This window comes from Shewanella bicestrii (assembly GCF_002216875.1).
Lineage (GTDB): Bacteria > Pseudomonadota > Gammaproteobacteria > Enterobacterales > Shewanellaceae > Shewanella > Shewanella seohaensis.
Genome location: NZ_CP022358.1, coordinates 197,750 through 211,946, shown reverse-complemented (window position 1 = coordinate 211,946; position 14,197 = coordinate 197,750). Strand labels below are relative to the sequence as shown.

General features: G+C 48.3%; 12 protein-coding genes, 2 tRNA genes and 1 rRNA gene. 5 read left to right on the top strand and 10 right to left on the bottom strand.

Annotated elements, in window-relative coordinates:
• Positions 1 to 164: 164 nt before the first annotated feature.
• The 3 genes from CF168_RS00945 to CF168_RS00935 form a co-directional block, all read right to left on the bottom strand.
• Positions 165 to 240, bottom strand: a tRNA-Ala gene (locus CF168_RS00945).
• A gap of 137 nt (positions 241 to 377) precedes the next feature.
• Positions 378 to 454, bottom strand: a tRNA-Ile gene (locus CF168_RS00940).
• A gap of 70 nt (positions 455 to 524) precedes the next feature.
• Positions 525 to 2,067, bottom strand: a 16S ribosomal RNA gene (locus CF168_RS00935).
• A 625-nt stretch (positions 2,068 to 2,692) separates the two neighbouring features.
• Here CF168_RS00935 and CF168_RS00930 point away from each other — a divergent pair.
• The gene (locus CF168_RS00930) at positions 2,693 to 3,157 is read left to right on the top strand and encodes an RNA-binding protein (protein WP_011715450.1); all 465 of its coding nucleotides are present in this window, start codon (positions 2,693 to 2,695) and stop codon (positions 3,155 to 3,157) included.
• 11 nt (positions 3,158 to 3,168) lie between these two features.
• Here CF168_RS00930 and murI read toward each other — a convergent pair whose 3' ends face one another.
• Positions 3,169 to 3,990 carry a glutamate racemase gene (gene murI / locus CF168_RS00925; RefSeq protein ID WP_089066692.1) on the bottom strand — a complete coding sequence of 274 codons (822 nt, stop codon included), beginning with the start codon at positions 3,988 to 3,990 and terminating at the stop codon, positions 3,169 to 3,171.
• Positions 3,991 to 4,131: 141 nt separating this feature from the next.
• On the opposite strand from murI, the gene trmA reads away from it, so the two are divergent.
• The gene (gene trmA / locus CF168_RS00920) at positions 4,132 to 5,229 is read left to right on the top strand and encodes a tRNA (uridine(54)-C5)-methyltransferase TrmA (RefSeq protein ID WP_089066691.1); all 1,098 of its coding nucleotides are present in this window, start codon (positions 4,132 to 4,134) and stop codon (positions 5,227 to 5,229) included.
• A 69-nt stretch (positions 5,230 to 5,298) separates the two neighbouring features.
• Here the strand turns inward: trmA and fabR are convergent, their stop codons facing one another.
• Positions 5,299 to 5,913: an HTH-type transcriptional repressor FabR gene (gene fabR, locus CF168_RS00915; protein ID WP_011070594.1), complete on the bottom strand. Its 615-nt coding sequence runs from the start codon at positions 5,911 to 5,913 to the stop codon at positions 5,299 to 5,301.
• A gap of 143 nt (positions 5,914 to 6,056) precedes the next feature.
• Between fabR and CF168_RS00910 the strand changes: the two genes are divergently transcribed.
• The 3 genes from CF168_RS00910 (at position 6,057) to mnmH (ending at position 9,457) form a co-directional block, all read left to right on the top strand.
• On the top strand, positions 6,057 to 7,163 hold the full coding sequence (locus tag CF168_RS00910; RefSeq protein WP_089066690.1) for an acyl-CoA desaturase: 1,107 nt from the start codon (positions 6,057 to 6,059) through the stop codon (positions 7,161 to 7,163).
• 96 nt (positions 7,164 to 7,259) lie between these two features.
• Positions 7,260 to 8,318 carry a selenide, water dikinase SelD gene (gene selD / locus CF168_RS00905; protein ID WP_089066689.1) on the top strand — a complete coding sequence of 353 codons (1,059 nt, stop codon included), beginning with the start codon at positions 7,260 to 7,262 and terminating at the stop codon, positions 8,316 to 8,318.
• Complete coding sequence (gene mnmH, locus CF168_RS00900) at positions 8,318 to 9,457, top strand: tRNA 2-selenouridine(34) synthase MnmH (RefSeq protein ID WP_089066688.1); 1,140 nt, start codon at positions 8,318 to 8,320, stop codon at positions 9,455 to 9,457. The genes selD and mnmH overlap by 1 nt, the downstream gene beginning before the upstream one ends.
• Before the next feature lie 54 nt (positions 9,458 to 9,511).
• Here mnmH and CF168_RS00895 read toward each other — a convergent pair whose 3' ends face one another.
• The 5 genes from CF168_RS00895 to nudE all read right to left on the bottom strand — a co-directional run bounded on the left by CF168_RS00895 (position 9,512) and on the right by nudE (position 14,090).
• Entirely contained in the window at positions 9,512 to 11,374 is a 1,863-nt protein-coding gene (locus CF168_RS00895; RefSeq protein ID WP_089066687.1) for an MFS transporter, read from the bottom strand.
• Positions 11,365 to 11,976, bottom strand: coding sequence for a TetR/AcrR family transcriptional regulator (locus CF168_RS00890; protein WP_089066686.1), 612 nt, complete (start codon positions 11,974 to 11,976; stop codon positions 11,365 to 11,367). The genes CF168_RS00895 and CF168_RS00890 overlap by 10 nt, the downstream gene beginning before the upstream one ends.
• 229 nt (positions 11,977 to 12,205) lie before the next feature.
• Positions 12,206 to 12,649 carry a GNAT family N-acetyltransferase gene (locus CF168_RS00885; RefSeq protein WP_089066685.1) on the bottom strand — a complete coding sequence of 148 codons (444 nt, stop codon included), beginning with the start codon at positions 12,647 to 12,649 and terminating at the stop codon, positions 12,206 to 12,208.
• Between the two features lie 6 nt (positions 12,650 to 12,655).
• The gene (gene cysQ, locus CF168_RS00880) at positions 12,656 to 13,468 is read right to left on the bottom strand and encodes a 3'(2'),5'-bisphosphate nucleotidase CysQ (protein WP_011624787.1); all 813 of its coding nucleotides are present in this window, start codon (positions 13,466 to 13,468) and stop codon (positions 12,656 to 12,658) included.
• A gap of 70 nt (positions 13,469 to 13,538) precedes the next feature.
• Positions 13,539 to 14,090 carry an ADP compounds hydrolase NudE gene (nudE, locus tag CF168_RS00875; protein WP_011621002.1) on the bottom strand — a complete coding sequence of 184 codons (552 nt, stop codon included), beginning with the start codon at positions 14,088 to 14,090 and terminating at the stop codon, positions 13,539 to 13,541.
• Positions 14,091 to 14,197 lie beyond the last annotated feature (107 nt).

Genomic DNA, 14,197 nt, shown 5'->3' with positions numbered 1-14,197 from the left:
ACTTAAAAAGTGTTTTAAGAACTCAATTTTTTTCGTATTAACACAACGACAGACATCATTGTATTAATTACTATCAGCTTTCCAAATTGTTAAAGAGCGGGCTTAAAAAAGCCAAAGATAATTTTTCAGTTTATCTTTGGCATCTCTAACCAGATTGCAGTAAATGGTGGAGCTATGCGGGATCGAACCGCAGACCTCCTGCGTGCAAGGCAGGCGCTCTCCCAGCTGAGCTATAGCCCCATTTACATGCAGTGCGAGCAAATAAGATGTTCCAAACCTCTTAAAGGATTGGTTTGCCAATCATTTCTTATCAAGGCGGACAGTGGCGACGTTTAGTTCACTAAACGAGTCACTTTTCAACGCTGAGAAGGAAGGATTGGTGGGTCAGAGTGGACTTGAACCACCGACCTCACCCTTATCAGGGGTGCGCTCTAACCAGCTGAGCTACAGACCCATCTTTTACTCTATCTTCTATCAAGCAAATCTGTGTGAACACTCAACAAACATCGAGTTAGTCGTATAGGTAAGGAGGTGATCCAGCCCCAGGTTCCCCTAGGGCTACCTTGTTACGACTTCACCCCAGTCATGAACCACAAAGTGGTGAGCGCCCTCCCGAAGGTTAAGCTACCCACTTCTTTTGCAGCCCACTCCCATGGTGTGACGGGCGGTGTGTACAAGGCCCGGGAACGTATTCACCGTGGCATTCTGATCCACGATTACTAGCGATTCCGACTTCATGGAGTCGAGTTGCAGACTCCAATCCGGACTACGACGAGCTTTGTGAGATTAGCTCCACCTCGCGGCTTTGCAACCCTCTGTACTCGCCATTGTAGCACGTGTGTAGCCCTACTCGTAAGGGCCATGATGACTTGACGTCGTCCCCACCTTCCTCCGGTTTATCACCGGCAGTCTCCCTAGAGTTCCCGCCATTACGCGCTGGCAAATAAGGATAGGGGTTGCGCTCGTTGCGGGACTTAACCCAACATTTCACAACACGAGCTGACGACAGCCATGCAGCACCTGTCTCAGAGTTCCCGAAGGCACTAAGCTATCTCTAGCGAATTCTCTGGATGTCAAGAGTAGGTAAGGTTCTTCGCGTTGCATCGAATTAAACCACATGCTCCACCGCTTGTGCGGGCCCCCGTCAATTCATTTGAGTTTTAACCTTGCGGCCGTACTCCCCAGGCGGTCTACTTAATGCGTTAGCTTGAGAGCCCAGTGTTCAAGACACCAAACTCCGAGTAGACATCGTTTACGGCGTGGACTACCAGGGTATCTAATCCTGTTTGCTCCCCACGCTTTCGTGCCTGAGCGTCAGTCTTTGTCCAGGGGGCCGCCTTCGCCACCGGTATTCCTCCAGATCTCTACGCATTTCACCGCTACACCTGGAATTCTACCCCCCTCTACAAGACTCTAGTTTGCCAGTTCGAAATGCAATTCCCAGGTTGAGCCCGGGGCTTTCACATCTCGCTTAACAAACCGCCTGCGCACGCTTTACGCCCAGTAATTCCGATTAACGCTTGGACCCTCCGTATTACCGCGGCTGCTGGCACGGAGTTAGCCGGTCCTTCTTCTGTAGGTAACGTCACAGCTGCAAGGTATTAACTTACAACCTTTCCTCCCTACTGAAAGTGCTTTACAACCCGAAGGCCTTCTTCACACACGCGGCATGGCTGCATCAGGGTTTCCCCCATTGTGCAATATTCCCCACTGCTGCCTCCCGTAGGAGTCTGGGCCGTGTCTCAGTCCCAGTGTGGCTGATCATCCTCTCAGAACAGCTAGGGATCGTCGCCTTGGTGAGCCATTACCTCACCAACTAGCTAATCCCACCTAGGTTCATCCAATCGCGAGAGGCCCGAAAGTCCCCCTCTTTCCCCCGTAGGGCGTATGCGGTATTAGCAGTCGTTTCCAACTGTTATCCCCCTCGACTGGGCAGATCCCTAGGCATTACTCACCCGTCCGCCGCTCGCCACCTCAGGAGTAAACTCCCTTGTGCTGCCGCTCGACTTGCATGTGTTAGGCCTGCCGCCAGCGTTCAATCTGAGCCATGATCAAACTCTTCAATTAAAAGTTTTGTGAATCCGAAGATTCGACTCAATGAATTCTGAATCGACTTAACTTAATAAGTCGTTGTACATATTGCTATGAACACTCATTCATTGATTTAAATTTTGATTACTCGCCAAACGGCAGAGTAATTTCGATTAACTCAACACCTGTGAGTGTCCACACAGATTTGCTTGATAAATTGTTAAAGAGCGTTGACCATCGCCTTATCGTAAGTGATTTCAGCGGGTCAGGGCTGCGTATTCTACGCATTCCCGTTTTTGCGTCAAGTAGTTTTTGCAACTTTCTTTTCGCTCATCGAGGAGTAAATCACTCGATGAACTGGCACTTGAAACTGCGTATCGCTGTCTGCCGTGTCAGTGGATGCGCATTATAGGCAGCAGAACTTTTTACGCAAGGGCTTTTTTCGCTTCTTCAAATCGTACGCCGATATTTTAAACATCATGTCTATTTTTTATCTATTTCTGCTTTGTTATTCGATTTAAAAGCGAATTTTTATCTGAGAAATGATAAATCACGCTCAATTTTTCGGCAGCGGTCTAGTGTAAAAGTAAATAATTCATTACCATATGACTTGCCGTTAACAGTTATTTATCATTTTCTATTTCATTCAGAGAGCATTTATATGCAAAAGTCATTTCTTATTGTTTTGGTTATTGCCATTCTCGGCGCAATCGCGCTATCTCAATTTGCAACTACATTACCTGCGTACATCGCTTTTGTTGCTGGCGTTATCATTACTACTCTCGTTTTTAAATTTGTCCCTGAGACAAACCAAGCTCAAGGTGCAGATGAGCAATATGTTGGCCCGACCATGACACTCTATGTAGGCAACTTGCCTTATCGTGTCCATGAGGGTGAAGTAAAGGTTCTGTTTGGTGAGTTCGGCCCCGTCAACTCAGTACGTTTAGTACGTGATCGTAAAACGGGACGTCGTAAAGGGTTCGGCTTTGTGGAAATGTCCGAAGCGGGAGCTCAAAAGGCGATGGTCAAGTTGAACGATTTTAACTTCCAAGAAAGAACCTTGAAGGTTAGAGAAGCGAAGACTCAAGATTCGGAAGCTGCCGACCGTACAGGTACCGATGAATAATCCGCGTTAATTTATCCGTTTGAGTTGATTGTGGTGATTCGCTCTAGGGTTGAAAAGCCACAATCGACTAACGTAGTCGCTAATCCCTCACTGATTTCTGCTTTAGTATAAAACGCCTGCATAAGTAAATTACTGTGCGCGTCTTCTTCCTGAACTTGCTCATCAATCTTAGTCTCAGCCAACAAGGTTTTGACTCGCTTGGCGATAGCCTCTCCAGAATCGAGCAAGGTGACACCTTGGCCTAATACCTGTTGCAGTTCATCACGCAGCATGGGGAAATGAGTACATCCAAGCACCAAAACATCTAAGTCCGCTTCGACTATTGGTGATAGCACCTGTGTTAACCGCACCATATCTAATTGGCCGGTAGCAATCTTCTGTTCGGCCATTAGCACTAATTCGGAAGATCCAAACAGCTCAACGTGGCAATCATCGGCAAATTGGCTAATGAGTTCGTAGGTATAGTGACGCTTGACCGTACCAGGAGTGGCCAGCAAACCAATACGCTTACTTTTAGATAACTGCGCCGCGGGTTTAATGGCGGGGACAACGCCCACCACAGGAATAGATAGAGTGGCACGCAGCGCGGGCAGCACAACAGTACTCGCGGTATTGCAAGCTACGACAACAATGGCAGCGTGGGTACGCTCGACAACTTGGTCGATGAGCGCAACACAACCCGAGATAAGTTCCTGCTCTTCCAATTCGCCATAGGGCAATCTGGCATTATCGAATAAATAGCAGTAATCGTGATGTGGGAGCAGTTTGCGAATTTCGGCCAATACGGATAGACCGCCGATGCCAGAATCGAATACTAATATTGGTTGCGACAAGCCCGTCTCCAGTTAATTCGTTGCCCCATGCGCGGGCGGATTTTCCCACAGCTTTGCTCAAACCGCAAAACCAAGATGCTGGACATTCGTGTCACCTAGTATAAAATTTGCGCCCCAATTTACAGCCACGGTGAATCGACAATGAACTTAGCAGCAATGGATCCCACGACCTATGATGCGCAATTAACTGCAAAGCGTATCAAGCTAGAGCAGGCCTTTGCCCAATTTGAGACACCGAGTGTTGAAGTGTTTGCCTCAGAACCTGCCCACTATCGGATGCGTGCCGAGTTTCGCGTATGGCACGAGGGCGACGATTTATACTATTACATGTTCGATAAAGTATTGAACGACAAAGTTCGTTGCGATCAATACTTACCCGCGAGTGCCTTAATCAATCAGATGATGGCGGCTCTGATCGCCGAGTTAAAACCGAACCACAGCCTACGCCATAAACTCTTCCAAGTTGATTTTTTATCAACGCTCAGTGGTGAGATTTTAGTGTCCCTGCTGTATCACAGACAGCTTGATGATCAATGGCGCAGCGAAGCCGCTGCACTTAAAGCCAGATTGAGTAGCCAATTTAAGGTCAATATCATTGGCCGTGCGCGCAAACAGAAAATCGATTTAGATAAAGACTTTGTGGTTGAGTCACTGCAAGTGAATGACAAAGTTTTCCATTACAAACAAATCGAAAACAGCTTTACCCAGCCAAATGCCAAAGTGGCTATCAAGATGCTGGAGTGGGCTATCGACGTGACTCAAAATAGCCAAGGCGATTTACTGGAGCTTTACTGTGGTAATGGCAACTTCTCCATCGCACTGGCACAAAACTTTAATCGCGTGCTCGCGACCGAGTTGGCTAAACCTTCAGTCGATGCTGCCCAATACAATATCGAAGTCAACAATATCAATAATCTGCAGATTATCCGTATGTCGGCGGAAGAATTTAGCGATGCGATGGCGAAAAAACGCAGTTTTAGACGCTTAGAAGGCATAGATCTGGATAGCTATGTCTGCAACACCATTTTTGTCGACCCTCCACGAGCAGGTATCGACCCTGCCACGTTAGAGTTAGTGCAAGGTTATGAGCGGATCCTGTATATCTCTTGTAATCCCGACACCTTGAAAGACAATTTGCGGCAATTAAATCAGACCCATAAAGTCACCCGTTTTGCCCTGTTCGATCAATTCCCTTATACCGATCATATGGAAACAGGTGTACTGCTTGAGCGTCGTTAAGCGACTCTATGCACCTAAAAATAAAGGAGCCATTGGCTCCTTTATTTTTGGGCTAAATCACAATTTCACTTAACGATGCTCAACCTTATGTTGTAAGGCTTCGGCGCCCTTCGCCACCATACGTAATTGCATCACCAGTTGATCGGCAAGCACTTTACGATCGGCACGCTTCATATCGAGTGCCGACGCTCCGGCGTTAAACACTAAGGTCACGAGCGCTTCTGCCTGTGCTCTGGCCAGCATAGGCGTACGGCCCGCCGTCGCTTCGGTGTAATGGGCCAGTTCAGAGATAAAATGTTCAATCTCGCGGGCTACCGCCGCACGGAAGGCCGCCGAGGTACCTGAACGCTCATGTAGTAAGATTCTGAAAACGTTTGGATTAGAATCAAGCACTTCCATAAAGGTATCCACAGAAATGCGGATCACACTGCCCCCAGCTTCGGCACGTTGCCGCCCCTTTCGCATCATCTGTCTTAGGGTGAGCCCGCCTTCGTCGACCATGGTCAACCCAAGCTCATTCATATCCTTAAAATGACGATAAAAGGATGTGGGCGCAATGTTGGCTTCCCTCGCCACCTCACGCAAGCTTAAGCTAGAGAAACTTCGCTCAGCACTGAGCTGGTTAAACGCCGCATCGACTAATGCCCGCCGAGTTTTCTCTTTTTGCTGTGCTCGAATACCCATTCTTCAATCCGCTAACTGAATGTAATGACGCGATAATACCGCTTTTGCGTCTGAAACACAGCCCCACCCACCTTGACCAAACAAGATTGCTAGGCTAAATTAGCTTACAGTTGTACGCTCAAATGCGGATATTGGAAACTATAATGAATAAACCCCCTATCATCTGGCTAAATGTCATCCTCTTTAGCCTCACCTTCCTCAGTGCAGTTATCCTCGTTCCTTGGTATGGCCTAACACACGGTTATGGCGCCAGTGAATGGATTGCTTTTGTGGTGTTAGCCTTTGCAAGTGGTCTGTCGATCACAGCGGGTTACCATAGACTATGGTCGCACAAGGCCTATAAAGCTCACCCTGCGGTACGTTTCCTCTACGCGCTTGGCGGTGCATTAGCATTACAAAACAGTGCATTACATTGGGCATCCGATCATCGTGTGCACCATAAGCATGTCGATGACAATGATAAAGACCCCTACTCGGCTAACATGGGGTTCTGGTACAGCCATATCGGTTGGATGCTGCGCGAATACCAAGCCCAGCGCTACCATGACTACCAAAACGTGCGTGATTTGCAGAACGACCGTATCGTGATGTGGCAACACAAGCACTATCTCGCCCTCGTCATTCTGATGAACATTGGTTTGCCCGCGCTACTCGGCTGGTTCACTGGCAATATCGCTGGCATGTTGCTGATGGCAGGATTACTGCGCTTAGTCGTTGTGCATCATTGCACCTTCTTCATTAACTCCCTCGCCCACGTGTGGGGTAGCCAACCTTATACCGATAAAAACACCGCCCGTGACAACGGTTTTCTGGCGATGTTGACCTACGGTGAGGGTTACCATAATTTCCACCATATCTTCGAAAACGATTACCGTAACGGCATTAAGTGGTGGCATTACGATCCGACTAAGTGGTTGATTAAGGCGTTATCTTGGGTTGGCTTAGCCAAAGACTTACGCACCAGTCCACAGGAACGGATTGAGAGCGCACGCTTACAGATGCAACTGCTGAATGCCAAAAATAAAGTGATCCATCTGCCCAATGCCGATGAAGTGATTGAGAAAATCCAACAGGAATACGAGTTAATGAAGGAACATTTACTCGAATACTATCAGGCGAAAAAGGCGCTGTTAGAAGCCAAGCGTAAGCAACTGGTCGATCAACAGTTGTTACTGCAAGTCGAAGAATTGAAGACACGATTCCTGACTCAGCAAAAAAGCTGGAAGAGCCTCACGGCAAGTTATAGCTAGACCACAATTCTCGGTAAAAATCATACGGCCGCCTTGCATGGTGGCCGTATCCTATTATGATGATGCCTCAATCACTTTTTACAGGATGTAGGGCTCATGTCGAATTCCGCTGTATCTTCCGCCGATAGCATTAAACTCACAGAATATAGTCATGGTGCCGGCTGCGGTTGTAAAATTTCCCCTAAAGTACTGACCACGATTCTTGCCTCGCAGCTGCCTGTATTCACCGATCCTAACCTGTTGGTCGGCAATCAAAGCCGTGATGATGCCGCCGTTTATAAGCTCAATGATGAAATCGGCATTATCAGCACCACCGACTTTTTTATGCCTATCGTAGATGACCCCTTTACCTTTGGCCGTATCGCCGCCACCAATGCCATTAGCGATATCTATGCCATGGGTGGCACTCCCATGATGGCGATTGCGATTTTAGGCTGGCCAGTGAACAAACTTCCCGCCGAGATCGCGCAGCAAGTAGTCGATGGTGGCCGTCAAGCCTGTATGGAAGCAGGGATTATGCTGGCCGGTGGTCACAGTATCGATGCGCCTGAGCCAATCTTTGGCCTTGCGGTCACAGGGCAAATCGCCCTGACGGATTTAAAACAAAACGATACTGCAAAAGCGGGCGATCGCTTGTATCTCACTAAACCTATCGGTATTGGCATTCTCACTACGGCACAAAAGCAGAAGAAGCTCAAAGATGAAGATAGCCAAATTGCAGTCAATGCCATGTGCCAGCTCAATAGCATAGGCGCCAAAATCGCTAAGATTACAGGCGTAAACGCCCTCACCGATGTCACAGGTTTTGGGCTTGCGGGCCACCTACTGGAAGTATGCCAAGGCGCTAAACTCACCGCTAAACTTGACCTTGATTCGGTACCACTCTTGCCCCGCGCCCTCGACTATCTAGCGCAAGGCTGTATACCCGGCGGCACCCATCGTAACTACGACAGTTATGGCGAACACTTGCCCGCACTTACCGATCATCAAAAAGCCATTTTGTGTGACCCACAAACCAGTGGCGGCTTGTTAGTGGCGGTGTCGAGTGTGGCCGAAGCCGAACTGGTAGCACTGCTGAATGCCCATCAGATTGAGCCTATCTGTATTGGTTCGCTAGAAACGCCCACCTCCACCGCTAATGTGGTGCTGTGTTAATGACAACTAAGCTCATCCCCGCCCAGCAATATCACGATATATTTATCGCTGGGCAGCCATTAATCGACTTAAGGGCGCCAATCGAGTTTGACCGCGGCGCTTTTCCTTCCTCGGTAAATCTGCCGTTAATGGTTGATAAGGAAAGGGAAAAGGTCGGCACTTGCTACAAGGAGCAAGGACAGCAAGCCGCCATAGCCTTGGGCCATTCCCTCGTACATGGCGTGGTAAAACAGCAGCGTATTGATGCTTGGTTAAACTTTTTATCGGCCCACCCCCAAGCTTATCTTTACTGCTTTCGCGGCGGGCTACGCTCACAGTTAACTCAACAATGGCTGCAAGAAGCAGGCGTTACCGTGCCTTATGTGCAAGGCGGCTACAAAGGCATGCGCCAATATTTAATTGGTATGATTGAGACGGCGCCAAGTCTGCAACCCTTGCTAAGCCTGAGCGGCATGACGGGAAGCGGTAAAACCGATTTTTTAAAACGACGTAAAGAAGCAATCGATCTCGAAGGCATAGCAAATCACAGAGGCTCGAGCTTTGGAAAAAACATCGACCCACAACCGACGCAAATTAACTTTGAAAATCGGCTCGCCATTGCCCTGTTGCACCATCAATTAGGCAATCACGCCTGTTTGTTGCTCGAGGATGAAAGCTTTTTGATTGGCCGCTCGGCGCTGCCGCAAAGCTTTTATAGCGCCATGCAGACAGCCGATATTGTAGTACTCGAAGAAGATGATGACATCAGGCTCACTCGCTTACTCGATGAATATGTTCATAAAATGCACCGAGGATTTATCGAGCGTCTCGGCTTAGAGGCAGGTTTCGAAGCCTTTAGCCACTACCTATTACAGAGTCTTGGCAGCATTCGCAAACGTCTTGGCGGAAAGCAATATCAAGAGCTGCAAGACATCATGCAACAAGCACTGTCTCAGCAACTTAATCAAAACCAAACCTCACAGCATTTGGCTTGGATAAGCCTGCTACTGCACAAGTATTACGACCCCATGTACGAATACCAGTTGCAGAAAAAAGCCGGCAATATTCTGTTTAGAGGGAGTCACCAAGCTACGCATGAGTGGCTGGATAACTATCAGCGGAATAACGATCCGTTGGATAGCCAGCACTCAAAAGGCTAAAAACAAGAAAACCGTGTGCTAACTGCCACGGTTTTCTTTATCTATCTCGTTAAGTTAGGACTTATTGAGTAGATTCGCGACACTATCCCTGAGCGAGTGCCGATCAGCATTTTGTCCATCCACCACATCCGTTAAGCTCACCGATACCTTGGACCAAAAGCGTTTCGGCATTGTGGTCAACGCATGGCCGTCCTTATGACTAAAATAAGAACCCCACAGTCCATTGAGCGCCATAGGGATCACCGGCACAGGGTCGCGGGCCAAGATTTTATCGATACCGGGGCGAAACTCGCCGAGTTCACCATCGGGGGTTAAACGACCTTCGGGGAAGATACATACCAACTCGCCATTCGCTAACGCCTCATGAATTGATTCAAAGGCTTGATTGTAAGTGGCCTCACTCTGGCGCGGCGAACAAATCGGGATCACCCCGGCATGGCGGAACAGGTATTTCAGCACAGGGATTTCACTGATAGATTTATCCATCACGAAACGAATCGGCCGGGTCGAGGCCCCCATAATGATCAACGCATCCACATAGCTCACATGGTTACAGACTATGATGCCAGCGCCTTCTTTAGGGATCTTTTCTCGCCCAGTCACAGTCACCCGATACATCACATGGCTGAGTAAGTAACTGATAAATCGTTGTGTGAACTCAGGCACCTGCGAATACACGTAAAGTGCAACCACAAAGTTCATCACCGCCAGCAGTAAGAATAACTGTGGAATACTCCAGCCAGCCACCCCGAGTAACAGCATAGACAACAACGCCGACGCCACCATAAACAGCGAGTTCATAATGTTATTCGCGGCAATCGCTTGCGCACATTCACCCTTAGCGGAGCGCGCTTGAATAAAGGCATACAGAGGCACGATAAATAGACCACCGCTGACACCAATCATAAAGAAGTCCAGCATCACGCGATAATGCTTCGGCTCGGCAATAAAGGAGTGTAAGCCATAGACAAACTGCGCATCCGCAGGTGCGGGAGGAATCGCCCACAGCAAGTCCACACCAAACACAGTTAACCCTAGCACTCCAAAGGGCAGCAAGCCTAACTCCACATGGCCAAAGGAAAAACGCTCACAGACAAAGGAGCCCACCGCAATCCCGATAGAGAACATCCCCAGCAGCAGCGACACTACGGTCGCGCCTGAGTGCAGGTGCAGCTTAGCAAAGTTAGGAAATTGAGTCAGATAAGTGGCCCCCAAGAACCAGAACCAGCTAATGGCGAGGATGGCCATCCAAATCGAAGGCGTTTGGCGCGCCTTCTTTATGGTGCGCCAAGTGCCTGATAATGGCCGAAATTGGATTTTTTCTACTGTGCCCTGCGGCGGTAAAGCAGGGATCGCGCGGCTAGATAAATACCCCGCCAAGGCAAGACTCGCGACCGTGATGGCCGACCATAGGGTGGCATTATTTTCAGACACTAAAATCCCGGCACTCAAGGTACCAATCAAGATAGACAAAAACGTCCCCATCTCAACCCAGGCGTTACCCGTCACTAACTCATCCTCTTTTAAGGCTTGAGGTAATAGGGAATATTTGACCGGGCCAAAATAGGCTGACTGACTACCGGTTAAGAACAGCAGTAATAACATCATCATGTAATTCTCGCTCACGATGGCCGCAGCGGCACTGAACATAATGATGACTTCGAGCAGTTTTAAGCGACGGATAAGTTTGGCCTTATCCATATTGTCGGCCACCACGCCTGCATGGGCCGAAAATAGGAAAAACGGCAGGATAAAGACCCCCGCCGCCAAATTGACAAACATGTCGACACTAATAGGTAAATCGTTGACTTGGCTGAAGGTAACCAGCAGTAACAACACATTTTTATAGATATTGTCGTTAAGTGCCCCAAGGCATTGGGTAGCAAAATACGGTAAAAAACGTTTTGTTAGCAGCATGATGCTTCCCTCTGATAACCCATTCCCTGTAAGTACCCTGTCACATGACTTTCTAACAAAGCGGGTAAAGATGCCGTATCGGCAAACAATTTATTATCCAGTGATAAGGCGGTGAGGCCGTGGATGCCGCCCCAGAGTACTCGGCTCATTTGGAGTTGCTGTGCAGCCGTCTTATTGGGGAACAACAGGGCTAACTCACGTTCAATTAAACTGAATAAGCCCGCGATAAGTTGGCCTTGGGATTCGGGCAAAGGTTCACTGTCGAGTAACTGCAGTTCAAATACCAACTTAAAACATTGGCGCTGTGCATGGGCAAACTCAGCGTATTTGTGCGCCATGCTGATGATTTGATTGCGACTATTTTCTGCATTTACCTCGGAGAGCTCATGCATCAGTGCCTGCAACGTTGCCTCAGAAACGGCTAACAGAAGGTAGTTATAGCTACCAAAGATATTGATTAAGGTGCTCGGCACATAGCCAATCTGGCTAGCAATCTTGCGTAAACTCAGTTCTTGTGTCCCTTGCTGTTGCAGCAATGCCATTGCCGCCTCTACTGCCATAGCACGAATCTCATCATGACTATGTTCTTTGCGTCTCGCCATAGGTCTCACTCCCTGTTGAATGCAGTGAGATTAACAGCCTCAAAAATAAAAAACAACGTTCAAAATAAGTTTATTTTGCGTACAGCATGGAATAAAAGGCATAAAAATGAGGGAAGAAGGGTTAATTCTCAGGTATTCGCTCGATGGGAACCTTGGTAGAAATTTAACTTTTAGCGCATAAAAAACGGCGCCCTCAATCGAGGGCGCCGTTTCGACATTGAACTTTTACCTAGCGGCAGTGATAACTCATCACGACTCTATCGGCCCCAGCGCCAAAATAGTCCGCTTCGAAGTCGGTATCGACAAATCCTAAACGCTGGTATAAACCATGGGCAGGATTATGGGGATCGACGGTTAAATCCACCCGCTTCACCTGAGGTGGTAGTTGGGTTAAACATTGCTGGATTAATTGTTTACCAATACCTTGGCCGCGGGCTTGCTCACTCACTGCCACGGATAGAATCCACATACAAGCAGGGGCGCTACTTTGAGCGCAGAGCAAATAGCCTAAAAGTTCCCCGCCATCATCTACGGCAACCAGAAACTGCTCAGGCCAACAATCAAACCCTTGGCGGAAGAAAAAATCGGGATAACAATGATCGCCAAAGATAGCCTGTTCGAGTTGAAAAACATCGGCTAACTCTGACTTTAATACTGGACGGATAGACTGCATGTAAAACTATTCACCAATTAAAATTTTATCCCACTCTAAATTGGGCGCACCAACAACAATGAAATTAGGATTTTCAAGCGTTTCACGCTCGTTATAGGTTAAAGGCTGCAGCTCGGTATCCATGAGCTGGCCACCCGCTTCCTCAATAATAATCTGCGCGGCGCCGGTGTCCCACTCACCTGTCGGCCCGACTCGCACATAACAATCGGCGCGTCCTTCGGCAACCAGACAGCTCTTCAGGGCCGCACCGCCCATGACCACCAGCTCACAGTGCTTAGGCTGATTGAACAGGGTCAATACAGATTGAGGATCCTGACGACGACTCACAGCTAACCTTAGGGAAACTTGCTCACGGTGCTCAATCTGCCGACTGCTAATACGCACTTCTTGCTTATCGGTCCGTTTATAGGCACCTAATCCCGCGATAGCGTAATAGCACACCTGCGTCATCGGCACATACACCACACCCATCACCGGACGATTGTGTTCCACCAGCGCGATGATCACCGAAAAGTCACCACTACCGGCAATAAACTCCCCAGTGCCATCGAGAGGGTCGACTAACCAATAACGTTTCCAGCCTTCACGCACGCTTAGGGGAATATCGGCAGCCTCTTCAGACAGGATAGGAATATCGGGCGTCAATGCGGCTAAGCGTTCACAGATCAGCTTATTCGCCGCTAGGTCCGCCGAGGTGACAGGGGTATTATCAGACTTGGTTTCTCGCTCAAAATTACCCTTGAGGTAAATCTCACGAATAGTGCGACCCGCATCCGTTGCTATCGCAATCACCTCGTCGATTAACTCTTCTGGCTTCATAACCACTCCAATCGCAAACTTCGCGAATGATTTACAAGCACTCAGTTGCTGAACGCTTTAACGAAAAAGATTATTTAAGTTGTAGGTGTTTCTGCGCTAAAAACAATGCGCTCACACTACGAGATTCGGAAAAATCGCTATTATCGAGTAACGCTTCCCACTCGGCCAACGCCCAAGGCACCACATCTATGGGTTCAGGCTCGTCGCCTTCGAGACGGCTTTCATATAAATCTTCTGCTATGAAAATTTGCATCTTGCTAGAGAAATAACCCGGCGCAAGGCTAAGTTCTTTCAGCAGTGTCAGCTTACGTGCCCCAAAACCGATTTCTTCCTGCAATTCTCGATTGGCCGCTTCGATAGCTTGCTCACCTGGGTCGATTAATCCCTTAGGAAAACCTAGCTCGTAATTGTCGGTGCCAGCAGCATACTCACGGGCTAACAGCATGTTGCCTTGATGAATGGGTACCACCATCACAGCGCCACGACTACCACCTTTCATCCGCTCATACTGGCGCTCGACACCGTTGGAGAATTTAAGATGGACCTGTTCAATTTGAAACAAGCGGCTCTTAGCGACAACTTCGGTATGTAAGATTTCCGGCTTATGGTGCCGCTGCGACATAACTGCCCCTGGATAAAAATAGCAACAAACTAACTAGGATAAGTGACAATCTTACTATCCTGTCTTTAATCTACAACCTGAATTTAGTGCGGCTATTCCAAAGACCA